General features: G+C 71.6%; 14 protein-coding genes and 1 tRNA gene. 4 read left to right on the forward strand and 11 right to left on the reverse strand.

Translation table 11 applies throughout. The features are described from left to right. Nucleotides 1-32: 32 nt before the first annotated feature. From ACQPZK_RS23695 to ACQPZK_RS23730, 8 genes are all read right to left on the reverse strand, one after another. On the reverse strand, nt 33-557 hold the full coding sequence (locus ACQPZK_RS23695) for a hypothetical protein (protein ID WP_433535090.1): 525 nt from the start codon (nt 555-557) through the stop codon (nt 33-35). A gap of 676 nt (nt 558-1,233) precedes the next feature. Beyond that, nucleotides 1,234-1,839, reverse strand: a complete 606-nt coding sequence (locus ACQPZK_RS23700) for a hypothetical protein (protein WP_433535091.1) — start codon at nt 1,837-1,839, stop codon at nt 1,234-1,236. A 347-nt stretch (nt 1,840-2,186) separates the two neighbouring features. Continuing rightward, a tRNA-Val gene (locus tag ACQPZK_RS23705) sits at nt 2,187-2,261 on the reverse strand. 67 nt (nt 2,262-2,328) lie between these two features. Next, nucleotides 2,329-2,793 (reverse strand): peroxiredoxin, encoded by a 465-nt coding sequence (locus tag ACQPZK_RS23710; protein ID WP_433535092.1) that lies wholly within the window; start codon nt 2,791-2,793, stop codon nt 2,329-2,331. An 84-nt stretch (nt 2,794-2,877) separates the two neighbouring features. Then, entirely contained in the window at nt 2,878-3,315 is a 438-nt protein-coding gene (locus ACQPZK_RS23715) for a DUF3052 domain-containing protein (RefSeq protein ID WP_396798964.1), read from the reverse strand. A gap of 112 nt (nt 3,316-3,427) precedes the next feature. Beyond that, nucleotides 3,428-5,857: a thiamine pyrophosphate-dependent enzyme gene (locus ACQPZK_RS23720; protein ID WP_433535093.1), complete on the reverse strand. Its 2,430-nt coding sequence runs from the start codon at nt 5,855-5,857 to the stop codon at nt 3,428-3,430. A 51-nt stretch (nt 5,858-5,908) separates the two neighbouring features. Continuing rightward, nucleotides 5,909-6,322 (reverse strand): MarR family winged helix-turn-helix transcriptional regulator, encoded by a 414-nt coding sequence (locus tag ACQPZK_RS23725; RefSeq protein ID WP_433539291.1) that lies wholly within the window; start codon nt 6,320-6,322, stop codon nt 5,909-5,911. An 86-nt stretch (nt 6,323-6,408) separates the two neighbouring features. Beyond that, nucleotides 6,409-7,872 (reverse strand): MFS transporter, encoded by a 1,464-nt coding sequence (locus ACQPZK_RS23730; protein ID WP_433535094.1) that lies wholly within the window; start codon nt 7,870-7,872, stop codon nt 6,409-6,411. A gap of 110 nt (nt 7,873-7,982) precedes the next feature. Between ACQPZK_RS23730 and ACQPZK_RS23735 the strand changes: the two genes are divergently transcribed. Beyond that, complete coding sequence (locus ACQPZK_RS23735; protein WP_433535095.1) at nt 7,983-8,765, forward strand: helix-turn-helix domain-containing protein; 783 nt, start codon at nt 7,983-7,985, stop codon at nt 8,763-8,765. 90 nt (nt 8,766-8,855) lie between these two features. Here ACQPZK_RS23735 and ACQPZK_RS23740 read toward each other — a convergent pair whose 3' ends face one another. Then, a complete protein-coding gene (locus ACQPZK_RS23740; RefSeq protein ID WP_355051416.1) occupies nt 8,856-9,260 on the reverse strand; it encodes a secondary thiamine-phosphate synthase enzyme YjbQ in 405 nt (134 codons plus the stop codon). A 26-nt stretch (nt 9,261-9,286) separates the two neighbouring features. Then, on the reverse strand, nt 9,287-9,709 hold the full coding sequence (locus ACQPZK_RS23745) for a hypothetical protein (RefSeq protein WP_433535096.1): 423 nt from the start codon (nt 9,707-9,709) through the stop codon (nt 9,287-9,289). Nucleotides 9,710-9,883: 174 nt separating this feature from the next. On the opposite strand from ACQPZK_RS23745, the gene aceE reads away from it, so the two are divergent. Further along, entirely contained in the window at nt 9,884-12,622 is a 2,739-nt protein-coding gene (gene aceE, locus ACQPZK_RS23750; RefSeq protein ID WP_433535097.1) for a pyruvate dehydrogenase (acetyl-transferring), homodimeric type, read from the forward strand. 246 nt (nt 12,623-12,868) lie between these two features. Here the strand turns inward: aceE and ACQPZK_RS23755 are convergent, their stop codons facing one another. Then, nucleotides 12,869-13,312 carry an SRPBCC family protein gene (locus tag ACQPZK_RS23755; protein ID WP_355051413.1) on the reverse strand — a complete coding sequence of 148 codons (444 nt, stop codon included), beginning with the start codon at nt 13,310-13,312 and terminating at the stop codon, nt 12,869-12,871. 188 nt (nt 13,313-13,500) lie between these two features. Between ACQPZK_RS23755 and ACQPZK_RS23760 the strand changes: the two genes are divergently transcribed. Both ACQPZK_RS23760 and ACQPZK_RS23765 read left to right on the forward strand, forming a co-directional pair. Beyond that, complete coding sequence (locus ACQPZK_RS23760) at nt 13,501-14,850, forward strand: GH1 family beta-glucosidase (RefSeq protein WP_433535098.1); 1,350 nt, start codon at nt 13,501-13,503, stop codon at nt 14,848-14,850. Beyond that, complete coding sequence (locus tag ACQPZK_RS23765) at nt 14,847-16,124, forward strand: MFS transporter (protein ID WP_433535099.1); 1,278 nt, start codon at nt 14,847-14,849, stop codon at nt 16,122-16,124. The genes ACQPZK_RS23760 and ACQPZK_RS23765 overlap by 4 nt, the downstream gene beginning before the upstream one ends. The last annotated feature ends 74 nt before the right edge of the window (nt 16,125-16,198 follow it).

Consider the following 16,198-nt stretch of genomic DNA (forward strand, 5'->3'; position numbering starts at 1 on the left):
GCTATAAGAGCAGGCAAGGCAGCTCGAAATCCCTACGTCGACATTGGCAGTTCTCCCAGTTCGCGACGAATCTGATCGGTCAATTCATCGCGCAACTTGAGCAGGTCTTGCCATCCTGCCCTATTAACCTTCCACAACTCGTCAGTTGAAAGGCTTTGAGTAACTTCCGACTCGGATACCAGGGGCGTTCCCTCTCGCCGACGATCGATCGTTGCCCTCAAGCCTCTAATGTTCTCGATCTCCTCCAGCAATGCAGTGTATCTACGTCGAACCTCTCGGGTGCCAAACGCCTCAAGTCTGGCACTCAACAGGATGCCGTCTTCCGGCTTGCGCGGCTGCGGAACCGCCCCACCAATCGCGCCAACAAGGGGAATTGCATCGATAATGTCGTGGGAAACCTGGACCAGAAGATCGATGTACACCTCTGACCGGCGCTGCTCTTTGCGTTCCTCGCTTCGGATCTTGCGATCTCTAAGCCCTATCGACCATGTAGAGGCGATACCGGCCAACCCCACAACGCCGGCTACGACGGGAGCGACGACCCAATCCCATGCCATGGGCTCAGTTTGGCCTGAAGTCTTGCGAATCCCTAGCACCCTCGTCGTCCGAAGCCATCCCGTCTGCCGTCGACCCGCCCTCCGGGGAGCGGGCCGCCGCCCGGTCCGCCACGTCAAGACGGCCTTGACGCACGGTCGGGCGCTGGCGGGTCGGGCGGTGGTCTGCTCGGCTTGGCCGGGGCGTCGGCTGGCGGGATGGCTCGCGCAACCACCCACGGACCGCAACCCGCCGACGGGGTTGTAACCACCTCGGAGCCCGAGCGCCCCGCGGGAGGCGCAGTAACCACAACCCCGCCACCGGCCGCCCGCTCGCCGATGCGGCCGGCGTGCGCTCCCCTATGCCGCGTGGACTCGTGGCCGCGCGGCCCGGCCGGCTGACCGGCTCACCACCTCACTCATCGAAGCCCCGTCGTTCTGCGGCGGCCCCTTGGGCTTCCGGCTTTCCGCGCCAGCCGCCGGGCGTGTTGCGTGGCCGGAGTCGGAGCGCCAGCGGAGCGACGGACGCGCACCAGGCGGCGGCGCGTGCGCCCGTTGCGGGCCGCCTTGAAGACGTACAGAAGCTTTGAACCACTTGCGGGCAGTCCGGTTGACCGGTGTCGGGACATCCGTGACAGATCGGTATCAACACCTGCGTGACAGTTCAACGAGGCTTATGCTGGCCAGCTAAAAGTCTTGTTTATTCCGGGACGACTCTTCCTAGCTCTGACCGGAAGTCGCGTACCTCGCGCGGGTTCCCTTCCTCAACAACCACAGCCCCTGCCGTGCGGTTAGCCAGAGCCTTGTCTCCCGCCACCGCCGCTGCGAACGCTGCTGCTTGCAAGGGCGCGGTGCCCCCCGGATACACATGCCGGAACACCCCCCATGACCCCTGTTGGGCATGGACTTCGGTCGCCCACTGGCCGAAGGCGTGAAGGTCTGCGGAGTGACACAGGAAGGAGACTCCTGGTCCGGCGACGTCATCTATCAACTCTCCCGGCAACGGCTCCTCAGATTCGGGGCGCGGGTACTCGTTGAGTTGGCGGATCGGCTCAAGGTGAGTCCACAGCGCGTCGCGGCGAAACTCCACCAGTGGTTCCGGCAGGCCCGCAATCCGAACGCTGAGGAACACCTGGATCCCCTTCGTGGCGGGGTCGCCCGACCGCGAGGTATAGAACCGCATCTCTCGTAGGAGCCCGTTGTCCGCCCGCGTGCATCTGTTGCCGTGGCCCTCGAAGCCAAGCGGCGCCATGACATCGCGATGAAGGCGGTTCACGACGCGAGGAAGGCTCCAGCGAGCGGGCACCCCTCAGATGCTAGGGCCAGCGAACTTCTAGCCACGGTTGTCACCCAGGTTCCGAGACTGATCTGTCACGGGCGTCCCGAGACCTGACACTCCTGGGAGAATTCCCCCGCCGACAGCCCCGACCCTCGTCTCGCCGGCCGGCTGGTCACAGGATGGCGAGCAGGGCGGCGACTCTGTGCCCCCGACGTCATGGCCGCCCTCACCAAAAAGCATTCAACCTGCCGGCCTATTCGCAGCCAACCTCGACGCGATGGTTCAGGCGCTCCGCAAGCTCGACGTCGTACACGCGGAGGACAAGCTGCCCCGGCAGCGCAGAAGCACCCGCAGCGTCTACGGCTGGTGGTGATTGGTGGGCGCGGCAGGTTTCGAACCTGCGACCCCTCGCTTGTAAGGCGAGTGCTCTCCCGCTGAGCTACGCGCCCCGGATCGCCCCGTGAGCGGCGGGCCGGTGGCTGACAAGCCTACCTGCTCGCCGCCGACCCGACCGCATCAGGCCGCCGCGTCGGCGATCGCCTTGCGCCAGCCCTGCTGGTCGCGGGCTTCGCCGGGGCCGTTCATCTCGGCGAAGCGGACCACGCCGGCCTTGTCGATGACGAAGGTGCCCCGGTTGGCGATGCCGGCGACCTCGTTGAAGACCCCGTACGCCTGGGCGACACCGCCGTGCGGCCAGAAGTCGGCCAGCAGCGGGAACTGGTAGCCCTCCCGGTCGGCCCAGATCTTGTGGCTGTAGACCGAGTCGACGCTGACCGTCAGCACCTGGACGTCGTCGTTGGCGTACTCGTCGATGTTGTCCCGCACCTCGGCCAGCTCGCCCTGACAGGTGCCGGTGAACGCCAACGGGTAGAAGACCAGCAGCACGATGCGCCGGCCGCGGAAGTCCGAGAGTCGGACCTGCTGGTTGTTCTGGTCCTTCAGCACGAAGTCCGGCGCCTCGACGCCAACCTCGACGGGCATGCGAACTCCTCCGGTCGACTCGGGACGGGGCCAACCCAGCGCGCCCGACGGCGAACCGCCGGGGCGCGAGGAGGCGAGGGTGGCTTACTTCTTGCCCTTGGCCCCTCGGCGGAGCACCAGGCGGGCGCCGCTCCAGTCCCGGCCGGCGTTGACGGTCGAGGTCTGCTGGAGGCCGGCGGTGGGCGCGGACTCCGCGACCTCGCTCGGCTCGACGTGCCCGTCGCGCCCGGCCTTCGGGGTGAGCAGCCACACGACTCCGTTGTCGGCCAGCGGGCCGAGGGCGTCGACGAGCAGCTCGAAGAGGTCACCGTCGCCGTCGCGGTACCACACGAGCACCGCGTCGACCACCTCGTCGGTGTCCTCGTCGACCAGATCTCCACAGCGGTCGGTCAGGGCGTCGCGGAGATCCTGGTCGACGTCGTCGTCGTACCCCATCTCCATGACGACCATCCCCGGTTCGATGCCGAACCGGTCCGCCAGGCTGCGTACCCCGTCGGCGGCCTGACCAGCGGTCGCGCTCACTGTCGCGTGCCTCCTCATCTCGTCCCTGCTCGCGGCGTCGGACCGACGCCGTCAGGCAAAGTCCACACAGTTGTTGGTCTGCGCGCAAGTGGCGCACCGGGTGGAACGGAATTTACCGTGCCAGCAGCGTACGGGCACCGTCGGTAATGGCCTCCGGGGAGACCAGAACATGACGTGCTGCCGGACCTAATGGTACAAACGAGTCAACTCCGGCTACTCGCCGTGCTGCGCCCACATATCCCCCGTCCACCAGGGCGGCGATAACTCCCTCGCCCACACCACCTGACCGGCGTGTCTCGTCCACTACCAGCACCCGGCCGGTCGCCGAGGACTCCCGGATGATGTCGGCCACCGGCAGGGGCGCCAGCCAGCGCAGGTCCACCACGCGGGTCCCGACGCCCTCCTCGGCCAGCACGGCCGCGGCCCGCAGCGACATCCGCACGCCGTTACCGAAGGTGATGATCGTCAGGTCGTCGGCCGAGCCGACGCGGTAGACCCGGGCCCGGCCGATCGGCACGTGCCCGGCCACCCACGAGCCCGGCTCGGGATAGCCGGCCAACCACTCACCGTCGCCGTCGGCGTACAGGTCACGGGTATGGTAGAGCGCGATCGGTTCCAGGAACACGCACACGCTGCCGTCCACCGCCGCGCTCGCCAGACAGGTCCGCAGCATGGGCGCGGCGTCGTCGGGCCGCGCCGGCACCGCGACCACCAGACCGGGAACATCCCGGAGTACGGCCACCGAGTTGTCGTTGTGGAAGTGCCCGCCGAACCCCTCCTGGTACGCCAACCCGGCCACCCGCACCACCATCGGGTTGCGGAAGGCCCCCCGCGAGAAGAACTGCATGGTGGCGGCCTCACCGCGGAGCTGGTCCTCGGCGTTGTGCAGGTACGCCAGGTACTGGATCTCCGGCACCGGCAGCATCCCGGCCAGCCCGGCGCCGAGGCCCAGCCCCAGCACGGACGTCTCGTCGAGCAGGGTGTCGAAGACGCGGGCCGCCCCGAACCGGTCGCGCAGGCCCTTCGTCACGCCGTACACCCCGCCCTTGGCGGCCACGTCCTCACCGAAGACGGCCATCTGGGGGTGGTCGAGCAGCCCGTCGGCGAGCGCCGCGTTGATGCTCTGCGCGAGGGTCATCGGGCCGACCAGCTCGGGCGGCTTGCCGCCGAACGCCTCCTCCCGGGCCGCCGCGCCCGGCCCGCTGGCCCGGGCCGCCGCGTCGGCCACGGCCCGCGCCACCCGCACCGGGCGGCGGGGCGCCAGCGCCGCCACCACCTCGGCGGCGGAGGCCAGCTTGGGCTCGCCCAGCACCTCCTCGGCGAGCCGGCGTACCTGCCAGCCCGTCTCGTCGTACCGCGCCAGCAGCTCGTCGGAGGTCGCCACGCCGGCGTCGACGAGCAGCCGCGCGGTGGCGACCACCGGGTCCCGGTCCAGGTCCTCGGCCAGCTCGGCCGGGCTGCGGTAGGCCGACTCCGCGTCCGCCCCGGCGTGGCCCATGAGCCGGACCGTGCGCAGGTGCAGCACGGCGGGCCGCCGGTACCGGCGTACCCAGGCCGCCGCCTCCTGCGCCACCGTGTACGCGCGCACCGGGTCGGCGCCGTCCGCGCTGAAGTAGCGGATGCCCGGTTTCGCGCGCAGCGTCGCCTCCACCCAGCCCTCCGGCGAGCGGACGCTGATGCCCAGCCCGTTGTCCTCGCAGACGAAGAGCACGGGGATGCGCAGGCCCGCGTGGTCGTACCAGCCGGCGGTGTTGAAGGCGGCGGTGGCGCTGGCGTGGTTGACCGACGCGTCGCCGAACGAGCAGACCACGATGGCGTCCGGCGGCCACGGGACGTGCGCCGCGCCGGCGCCGCTGCCGAGCCGTACCCCGGTCCCGGTACGCCGCCCGGCGGTTTCCAGCCGGCGCAGCCGCTCCACGGCCAGTCCCATCCCGACCGCTCGGGGCAGGTGCGAGGCGATGGTGGAGGTCGTCGGCACGATGGCCAGGTCAGCCCGGCCGAACACCTTGTGCCGGCCACCGGCGATCGGCTCCTCGCTGGACGCGACCATGCCCCGCAGCACGTCGCGGGCCGCCTCCGCGTACACCCCGAACCCACCGCCCGGGGTCTCGGACCCGGCCGGCTCGGCGTCGGAGGCCGGCTCCGGGGCCTCGGCGGCGGGCTCCGGATCGTCGGCGGCGGACGCCGGAGCGGCGGCGGCGACCTGGGCCGCGCGCAGGCAGTAGAACGCCCCGGACCGGTAGTGCAGCAGCGCCGGATCGGTGGGGCGCAGCGCGGCGGCGACCGCCGCGTTGCCCTCGTGGCCGGACGAGCCGATGGTGTAGAAGCCCTCCCCGAAGCTGCGTAGCCAGCGCCCGGCCAGGTCGAGCTGCCGGCTGGCCACCTGCGCGTCGAACAGTTCGAGCAGTTGGGCGCCGGTCAGCGGGGCGTCGTCGGTGACCGGATCGGCGAGGTCACGCCGTTGCGGTGCGGCGGGCAGCGCCGCCAGCGTCTCGCGGAACCGGTCGTCGAGATCTTGCGGGGTGGTCACGTCCGACAGCATTACCGACGCGGGCCACCGTCGCCCAGTGGGACACGGCCGGCAGGGGTCGACTCACTGCGGGTCGCACGGCTCCGGCCAACCGCCGTCGGACACCTTCCACACCAGGTCACGCAGGGTGGACAGCTCCTCGTCGCGCAGGCCGGCAAGGAGTCGGGAGTCGGACATCACCTCGGCCACCCGGTCCCGCACGACGCGACCGTCGCCGGTCACCACGAGGGTCTTCTGCCGGCGGTCGGCCGGGTCGGTCCGACGCTCGACCAGGCCGGCCTGCTCCAGCTTGTCGACCAACGCGGTCACGTTCGACCGGTCACAGCTCAGCCGGTCGGCGAGGTCACGTGCCGGCAGGGGACGGTCCGGGTCCAGCTCGTGCAACGCCCGGGCCGCCGCCGGGGTGAGCCCCAACTCGGCGAAGGCCGTGCCCTGCCGGTGCCGCAGGGACGCCGTCAGGTGCGCCATCCGACGCATCACGTCGGCGGCGAGGCCGGCGCGGTCCACCTGCCCGTCCGCTGGCGTCACGGTGACATCGTACGCATCGGGTCCGCCCGGCCGGCTCAGCGTTCGGGTTCGGTGACCGCGGCCGGCGCGGCGACGGACGATGACGCCGCATCGGTCGCGGCGAACGACGGTCCCGCGGGCCGGCGCAGGGCGCGGGCGCAGCGCAAGGCAGCCACCGGCGCGGTCACCAGCAGGCCGGCCGTCACCAGGGCGGCCACAGGTGCGTCGGGCCGGGCCAGGTGCAGGCCACCGATGACGGCAACTCCGAGCACCGCGGCCAGCAGGGTCCCGGTGGAGATCAACGCGGAGAACGCGGTCGCCGCGCCGGCCGGCAGGGCGGTGGCGAGCCGGTCGACCAGCGGGGTGAACCCGGCGGCGTGTGCGGCGCCGCCCACGAGCAGCAACAGGCTTCCGGGCAGCCACGGCCAACCATGCCGCGTCAGCATCGCGACCAGCAGCACGACGGCCGCCAACACCGGCGGGCCGAGCAGCGGCAGCGCGTCGCGCAGTCGCGCGGGCAGACGGGACACCGCGAGGCCACAGAGCGCGAACCCGGCGGCGTAGGGCAGGAAGGCCAGCCCGGCGGCGAGGGCGGTGAAACCGAGCCCCTCCTGCAACCGCAGGGTGAGGGTGAACAGGAAGCCGGCGTAGCAACCCATCACCAGGCAGGCGGCGAGCAACCCGGCCGGCACGCCGACACGGGTCAGCACCGCCACGTCCAACAGCGGGGTGCCGCCGCGCCGGATCACGCCGTGCTCGTGGCGCAGGAACACGCCGACGCCGAGCACGCCCGCCGCCACCCCCGCCGGCGTCGACCAGTCCGGCCAACCGAGGTCCCGACCGAGCACCGCCGGCGTCACCAGGGCCAGCATCGCGGCGGCCAGCAACAGCACCCCCGGCAGGTCGAGCGCCGCGGGCCGGACAGTCGCCGTCGGCACGGCGGCCAGCGCCCGCCGACCGGCCACCAGCAGCACCGCGCCGACCGGCACGTTGACCAGGAACGCGGTACGCCAGGCCAGCCCGCCGGCGTCCAGGGTGACGAGCAGGCCGCCGGCCACCTGCCCGGCCGCGACACCGAGCGCCAGGATCAGCGAGTACGCCCCGATCGCCCGACCTCGGGCAGCGCCCACGTACGTGGCCTGGATGAGGGCGAGGACCTGCGGCACCATGAGCGCCGCCATGGCGCCCTGCACGACGCGGGCGCCGACCAGCGTCACCGGATCCGGCGCGAGGCCGCAGGCCAGCGACGCCATGGTGAACCCGCTGAGGCCGAGCAGGAAGACCCGGGCCGGCCCATGTCGGGAGCCGAGCCGGGCACCGGTGACGACCAGCACGGCGAAGGCCAGGGTGTATCCGGCCAACACCAGCTGGGCCAGTGCCGGCGGCCCCGCCAGGTCGAGCCGGATCGTCGGGGCGGCGACCGCCGCGATCGAGGTGTCCATCGAGGCCATCGCCTGCCCGGTGAGCAGGACGACGAGCGGGGCACGGCGTCCCTGCGTGGTCGTCGTCGTGGAAGTCATGCCGGCCACCCTGTCGACCTGGGCGGACGCGTGTCTTGACGATCCTTGCGGCCGCCCGATCCGACGCACGACGTCGGTGCCGTGTCGGCGGGTGGGCCTAGCCTGACGGCATGCGCAGCAGCCACACCCTCGTGCGCCAGCCCGACTTCGTGGTCCACGCGGTGCGCTGCCGGGACGACCACACCGGCTGGTCGCGCCCGGAGCCCGCCACGGCGCACGGCATCGTGCTGGCCCGCCGGGGTGGCTTCCGGCGGCGCGGTCGGGGCGGAGAGGAGTTCGTCGACCCGACCGTGGGCTACCTGACGGTGCCGGGCGAGGAGGAACGGTTCGCCCACCCGGCCGGCGGCGACGACTGCACCTCCGTGCATCTCTCGCCCCGGCTGTGGCGGGAACTGCTCGCCGGCCGGACTGCCACGTCGGTGCTGCACCTGGACGCCCGCATCGACCTGGCGCACCGGCGACTGCTGCGGGCGGTACGCCTCGGCGACGCGGGCTTCGCCGCCGCCGAACGCCTGGTCCGACTGGTCGGCGCCGCCACCGGTCCGGCGGTCGACGCGCCGCCACGGGATCGGGCGCTGGTGGAAGCGGCCCGCTCGGCGCTGCACGACGGTGGGCCGCACACCGACGGCCTCGTCCCGCTGGCCCGCTCGCTCGGCGTGTCGCCGTACCGGCTGAGCCGGTCCTTCCAGGCGCTGGTCGGTGTGCCGCTGACCCGCTACCGCAACCGGCTGCGGGTGGGGCGAGCGCTCGACCGACTGACCGAAGGGGCGCCGAGCCTCGCCGTACTGGCGGCCGAGCTGGGCTTCGCCGACCAGGCACACCTGACCCGGACTCTGCACGCCCACCTGGGCCACACGCCGGGGCAGCTACGTCGGGTGCTCGGTGAGGTCTGACCCCTACCGGGAAGGGCGACCCGCGACCGGGACGGCGGCCGGCCGCGATCGTGCGGGGCGGGCCGCGCGCGCGGACGGGCGGGCGGAGCGTCAGGCGGGCAGGAATGAGAAGCGGACCTGGCGGGTCGGGTTGTCGCCGTTGGTGTCGACGAGGCAGATCGACTGCCAGGTGCCCAGGGCCAGCCGGCCGTCGAGGACCGGCAGCGTGGCGTACGGCGGGACGAACGCCGGCAGGACGTGGTCCCGCCCGTGGCCGGCCGAGCCGTGCCGGTGCCGCCAGCGGTTGTCGGTGGGCAGGAGCGCGTCGATCGCGGTGAGCAGATCGTCGTCGGAGCCCGATCCGGTCTCGATGATCGCCAGCCCGGCGGTGGCGTGCGGCACGAAGACGTGCAGCAGACCGTCCCCCTCGCCGGAGACGAAGCTCTGAGCCTCGGCGGTGATGTCCCGGACGGCCGGCCGGGACCCGGTCTGGACGGTGATCACGTCACTGCGCATACGTCGCATTCTGCCGCAGCCGACGGTCAGGAACCGCCGCCACCGCCACCGGAGTCCCCACCACCGCCGGAGAAGCCACCCCCGGAGTCCCCGCCGCCGAAGAAGCCGCCGCCGGAGTCTCCGCCGAAGAAGCCGCCACCGCCGGAGTCGCCCCCGCCGCCGCTGTCGGACCGGTCGCCGCCGCCCGAGTCGCCGTAGTACATCAGGGGGACGCTGGTGTCGGCGTGCCGTCGGCGCGGACCGGGCACCCGACGAGGCCCTCGTCGGGGCGCGGGCGCGCGCCGGCCGGCGCGTACCTGGACCGCGCCGAACGCCATCGCCGCGACGCCGAGAATCGTGATCGGCAGCACGGCGGGATTCCCCGCCAGGAGCGCCGGCACGGAGACCAGCGCTCCGAGCGCGCCAACCAGGAGGACCACGCTGCCGCTCACCACCCGCCGCCGGTTCATATTCGGCACCGTAGCGAGCCCGGGCAAGCGGGAAGCCGGGCCGCCGTAGCGCTAAGTTACCGACGGGTACCTGTGTTCAGCATCGCGTCCGGGGGACCTAGACGTGACGACGGGTGCCACCAGGGGGCAGGATGGCGCTAGAGACCTATCCCACACACAACCGAGGGAACGCCTGTGGCTACGGAACGCAAGCGCCCGGTGATCAGCGACGGCCTACCGAGCCAGCTTCCGGACATCGACCCTGAAGAGACCAGCGAATGGGTCGAGTCGCTTGACGGTGTCATCGACGAGCGGGGGGCCAAGCGCGCCCGCTACGTCATGCTGCGCCTGCTGGAGCGGGCCCGTGAGCGCCAGGTCGGGGTTCCGCCCCTGACCACCACCGACTACATCAACACGATCCCGTCCGAGCGCGAACCGTGGTTCCCGGGAGACGAGCACGTCGAGCGGCGCATCCGGGCGTACGTGCGGTGGAACGCCGCCATGCTCGTGCACCGGGCGCAGCGCCCGGAGATCGGCGTCGGCGGGCACATCTCCACCTTCGCCAGTTCGGCGTCGCTCTACGAGGTGGGCTTCAACCACTTCTTCCGGGGCAAGAACCACCCGGGCGGCGGCGACCAGATCTTCTACCAGGGCCACGCCTCGCCCGGCATGTACGCGCGGGCGTTCCTGGAGGGGCGGCTCAGCGAGCACGAGCTCGACGGGTTCCGCCAGGAGCTGTCGCACCCGGGCGGCGGTCTCCCGTCGTACCCGCACCCGCGGCTCATGCCGGACTTCTGGGAGTTCCCCACCGTCTCGATGGGTCTCGGCGGTCTGAACGCGATCTACCAGGCGCGGTTCAACCGGTACCTGCAGCACCGCGGCATCAAGGACACCTCGCAGCAGCACGTGTGGGCGTTCCTCGGCGACGGCGAGATGGACGAGCCGGAGACGCTGGGCGCGATCGGCGTGGCCGCCCGCGAGGAGCTGGACAACCTCACCTTCGTGATCAACTGCAACCTGCAGCGGCTGGACGGCCCGGTCCGGGGCAACGGCAAGGTCATGCAGGAGCTGGAGGCGTTCTTCCGGGGCGCCGGCTGGAACGTCATCAAGGTGGTCTGGGGCCGCGAGTGGGACCCGCTGCTCGCCGCGGACACCGACGGCGCGCTGGTCAACCTCATGAACACCACGACCGACGGCGACTACCAGACGTACAAGGCGGAGTCCGGCGCGTACGTGCGGGAGCACTTCTTCGGTCGTGACCCGCGTACCCGCAAGATGGTCGACCCGCTCAGCGACGACGAGATCTGGAACCTCAAGCGGGGTGGGCACGACTACCGCAAGCTCTACGCGGCCTACAAGGCGGCCACCGAGCACACCGGTCAGCCGACGGTCATCCTGGCGAAGACGATCAAGGGCTGGACGCTCGGCTCGCACTTCGAGGGCCGCAACGCGACCCACCAGATGAAGAAGCTGACGCTGGAGGATTTGAAGACCTTCCGCGACCGGCTCTACCTGGACATCCCGGACAAGGCGCTGGAGGACAACCCCTACCTGCCGCCGTACTACCACCCGGGTGAGAAGTCCGAGGAGCTGGCGTACCTGAAGGAGCGCCGCGAGCAGCTCGGCGGCTACCTGCCGTCGCGGCGGACCAGCACCAAGCGGCTGAGCATCCCCGGTCCGGAGCGGTTCGCCGACGTCAAGCGCGGCTCGGGCAAGCAGAAGGTGGCCACCACGATGGCCTTCGTCCGCCTGCTCAAGGACATCATGAAGGACAAGGAGTTCGGCAAGCGCTGGGTGCCGATCATCCCGGACGAGGCGCGCACCTTCGGTCTCGACTCGATCTTCCCGACCGCGAAGATCTACTCGCCGCACGGTCAGCGGTACACCTCTGTCGACCGGGAGCTGTTCCTGTCGTACAAGGAGTCGACCACCGGGCAGATCCTGCACGAGGGCATCAACGAGGCCGGTTCGGTCGCCTCGTTCACCGCCGCGGGCTCGGCGTACGCCACCCACGACGAGCCGATGATCCCGATGTACATCTTCTACTCGATGTTCGGGTTCCAGCGGACCGCCGACGGGCTGTGGGCCGCGGCCGACCAGATGGCGCGGGGCTTCCTGCTCGGCGCGACCGCCGGGCGCACCACGCTCAACGGAGAGGGCCTGCAGCACGAGGACGGCCACTCGCTGCTGATCGCCGCCACCAACCCGGCGGTGGTCGCGTACGACCCGGCGTTCTCCTTCGAGATCGCGCACATCATGGAGAACGGCCTGCACCGGATGTACGGGGACGCGCAGGAGAACGTCTTCTACTACCTGACGGTCTACAACGAGCCGATCCTCCAGCCGGCCGAGCCCGAGGGCGTGGACGTGGAGGGCCTGCTCAAGGGCATCTACCGCTACTCGCCCGCGCCGCAGGTCGACGGCCCGAAGGCCAACGTCCTGGCCTCCGGCACGGGCATGCAGTGGGCGCTCAAGGCCCAGCAGCTGCTCGCCCAGGACTGGGGGGTGGCCGCCGACGTCTGGTCGGTGACCTCCTGGACCGAGCTGCGCCGCGACGCGGTGGAGGCCGAGGAGTACAACCTGCTCAACCCGGGCGCCGATGCCAAGGTGCCGTACATCGCGCAGAAGCTGGCCGACGCGGACGGGCCGAAGGTCGCGGTCAGCGACTGGATGCGTGCCGTACCGGACCTGATCGCCCGCTGGGTACCCGGCGACTACACGTCGCTCGGGACCGACGGCTTCGGTATGTCGGACACCCGGCACGCGCTGCGCCGGCACTTCCACGTCGACGCCGAGTCGATCGTGGTCGCCACGCTGCGGCAGCTCGCCCGCAGCGGCGCGGTCGAGGCCACGGTGCCGGCCGAGGCCGCCAAGAAGTACGCGATCGACGACGTCAACGCCGCCCCCGTAGGCGAGACCGGCGGCGACAGCTGATCAAGCACGATCCAGGAAGGGCCCGGCGCTGACGCGCCGGGCCCTTCCCCGTCCCTGCCCCGCACTGCGTCGATCACGGGGTTGTGGTGGGGGACGAAGCGGTGAAGTCACCTCGTTCCGGGCACCACAGGTCCATGGTCGACCCGGCTCTGGGGAGCGGGGGCACGGGGAGGCGGTGGGCCGACGTTCCTGGTGGGGACGCCGGGCCACCGCCGGGGCGGGTGACGCCGGGAGGACGTGGCTCGGTCAGCCGACGGCGGCCAGGTCGGTGAGCCGGGCCAACGAGTCCTCCAGGTCGGCGCCGACCCGACGCAGACCCAGACGCAGCAGGGCCGCCTTGACGGGCCCGGCCGGCCAGCGGACCACGATCAGCCGCACGACCGTCCCGCCCTCCTCCTCGTCCTCGGTGAGCTGGACGTAGATTTCGGTGCGCGCCTCCGCACGAGCACCGGCCCCCTTGGCCCGCTCCCGCCAGCCGATCAGCGTCGGCTCCTGATAGGCGATCACCTCGGCCTCATGCGCCGAGCGCCCCGCCTGGACCAGTTGTCGCCGCCCGAAGCCCTCTCCCGAGAGCACTTCGGCCGCGCGAACCCCCGCCAGCCAGGCCGGCAACTGCTCGGCCCGCTGAACGACGTCCCAGACCACTTCCATCGGCGCCGCCACGTGCGCACTGCGTTCCACGAGGATCATTTCCGTCTTGCCTCCAGTGAGGACATCCCACGATATCGGCACTCTATGCGTCAAATCGGACCAACCCGGACGGGTTCGGAAAAAGACACGCCGATCAACCATTGCGGATTACGCCAGACCGCCCTATGGCGCATTCATCGACGGCGTCCTAGAGTCCCGAACACGTTTCACGTTCACCGGGAGGGCGTATGTCGACCGCACCGATGCCCGAGTTCCCCGACGGCTTTCGCTGGGGCGTCTCCACCTCTGCCCACCAGATCGAGGGCGCCACCACGGCCGACGGACGCGGAGCGTCCATCTGGGACACCTTCGCGCTCTCCCCCGGCCTGATCAGCGACGGCAGCAGCGGGGCCGTCGCCTGCGACCACTACCACCGGCACGCCGAGGACGTGGCGCTGATGGCCGGGTTGGGCGTCGGGGCGTACCGTTTCTCGATCGCCTGGCCCCGCGTGCAGCCGGACGGCAGCGGCGCGACGAACGCCGCCGGCCTGGACTTCTACGACCGGCTGGTCGACGACCTGCTGGCCGCCGGTATCGACCCGGTGGCCACCCTGTACCACTGGGACCTGCCGCAGCCCCTCGAGGACGCCGGCGGCTGGCTGCACCGGGACACCGGCGCCCACTTCGCCGAGTACGCCGAGCGGACCGCCGCCCGCCTCGGTGACCGCGTCAAACTCTGGATCACCCTCAACGAGCCGTTCATCCACATGAGCCTCGGCTACGGCATGGGCGTGCACGCCCCGGGCCAGATGCTGCTCTTCGACGCCTTTCCGGTCGCCCACCACCAACTGCTCGGCCACGGGCTCGCGGTGCGGGCGCTGCGGTCGCACACCGCCAACCCGGTCGCGATCGCCAACAACTACTCGCCGGTGCGGGTGCTCGGCGACAGCGACGCCGACCGGGCCGCCGGCGCCGCGTACGAGACGCTGCACAACCGGCTCTTCACCGACCCGCTGCTCGGACGGGGCTATCCCGACCTGCCCGGCTTCGACCCGGCCGTCGTCCGGGCCGGCGACCTGGACACCATCGCCGCGCCCATCGACGTGCTCGGGGTCAACTACTACAACCCCACCGGTGTACGGGCAGCCGAGGAGGGCTCGCCCCTGCCGTTCGACCTGGTGCCGCTGGACGGCTACCCGCGTACCGCCTTCGACTGGCCGGTCGCCCCGGACGGGCTGCACGAGCTGCTCCGCTGGCTGCGCGACACCTACGGCGACGCCCTGCCGCCCATCGAGATCACCGAGGGCGGTTGCGCGTACGACGACGAGCCGGACGCACACGGGCAGGTGGCGGACCCGGAGCGGATCGCGTACCTCGACGGGCATCTGCGGGCGGTCCGGGCCGCCATCGACGACGGGGTGGACGTCCGCGGGTACTTCGTCTGGTCGCTGCTGGACAACTGGGAGTGGGCCGAAGGGTTCACCAAGCGCTTCGGTCTGGTGCACGTCGACTACGCCACCCAGCGGCGGACGCCGAAGTCGTCGTACACCTGGCTCCGGGACGTGATCGCGGGCAGCGCGCCGGGGTCGGCGCGGTGACCACCCTCGACCCGACGCCGGCCTCGCTGCCGGCGGCGCTCGCCGAGCCGACCGTGCCGGTCCGGCGCGGCTGGATCGGCCTGGTCTTCGCGGCCAACCTGGGCGTGTGGATGGCGTTCTTCACCCCCATCCAGGTCCTGCTGCCGCAGCAGATCGAGCGGATCGCGCCCGGCGACAAGGAGACCATGCTGGCCGTGGTCACCGGCCTGGGCGCGCTGGCGGCGGTGCTGGCCAACCCCCTGGCGGGCGCGCTGTCCGACCGGACCTGCCTGCGCGTCGGAGGCCGGGAGTTCGGTCGGCGGCACGTCTGGACCGCCGGCGGCGCGGTGCTCGGCGCGGCGGCGCTGGTGCTGCTGGCCCAGCAGCGGACCATCCTCGGGGTCGCCGTCGGCTGGGTCGCCGCGCAGGTGTGTTTCAACGCGATGCTCGCCAGCCTCACCGCCGCCATCCCGGACCGGGTGCCGGTGACGCAGCGCGGCGGAGTCTCGGGCTGGGTGGGCATCCCGCAGGCGCTCGGGCTGGTCCTCGGGGCGGTGCTGGTCACCGCCGTGGTCACCGGGAACGCCGCCGGCTACCTGGCCATCGCGGTGGCCATCCTGCTGCTGTCGCTGCCGTTCGCGCTGCTCACCCCCGACGACCCGCTGCCCCGCGCGCACCGACCGGCACTGCGCGTCCGTGCGCTGTTCGCCTCGATGTGGATCAGCCCTCGCCGGCACCCGGACTTCGCCTGGGCGTGGATCACCAGGTTCCTGGTCCAGCTCGGCAACGCGCTCGGCACCCTGTACCTGCTGTACTTCCTCACGGACGGGGTCCGGTACCCCGACCCCGAGGGCGGCCTGCTCGTGCTGATCCTGCTCTACACGCTCGGCATGATGCTGACCGCCGTGATCGCCGGCCGGCTCTCCGACCGGTCCGGGCGGCGCAAGATCTACGTGATCGTCTCCGGCCTGATCATGGCGGTGGCGGCGCTGCTGCTCGCGGCCGCGCCCACCTGGCCGATGGCGATCGTCGCCGCGCTGCTGCTCGGCGCGGGTTACGGCGTCTACCTCTCGGTGGACGCCGCGTTGATCACGCAGGTGCTGCCCCGCGCCACCGACCGGGCCAAGGACCTTGGCGTGATCAACATCGCCAACTCGGCGCCGCAGGTGCTCGGTCCGGCGCTCTCCGCCCCGCTCGTGGTCCACCTGGGCGGCTACCCGACGCTCTACGCGGTCACCGCCGCGGTCACCGTCGTGGGCAGCGCCCTGGTGGTCAAGATCCGCTCGGTCGCCTAGGGCGTGTGTCAAAGCCCTCGGTCGAGCCGAGGCGGAGTTCAGGCGGGGCTTTGGCACACGCCCTAAGTCGGGGG

Origin of the sequence: Micromonospora sp. CA-249363, assembly GCF_050950185.1 — a bacterium.
Lineage (GTDB): Bacteria > Actinomycetota > Actinomycetes > Mycobacteriales > Micromonosporaceae > Micromonospora.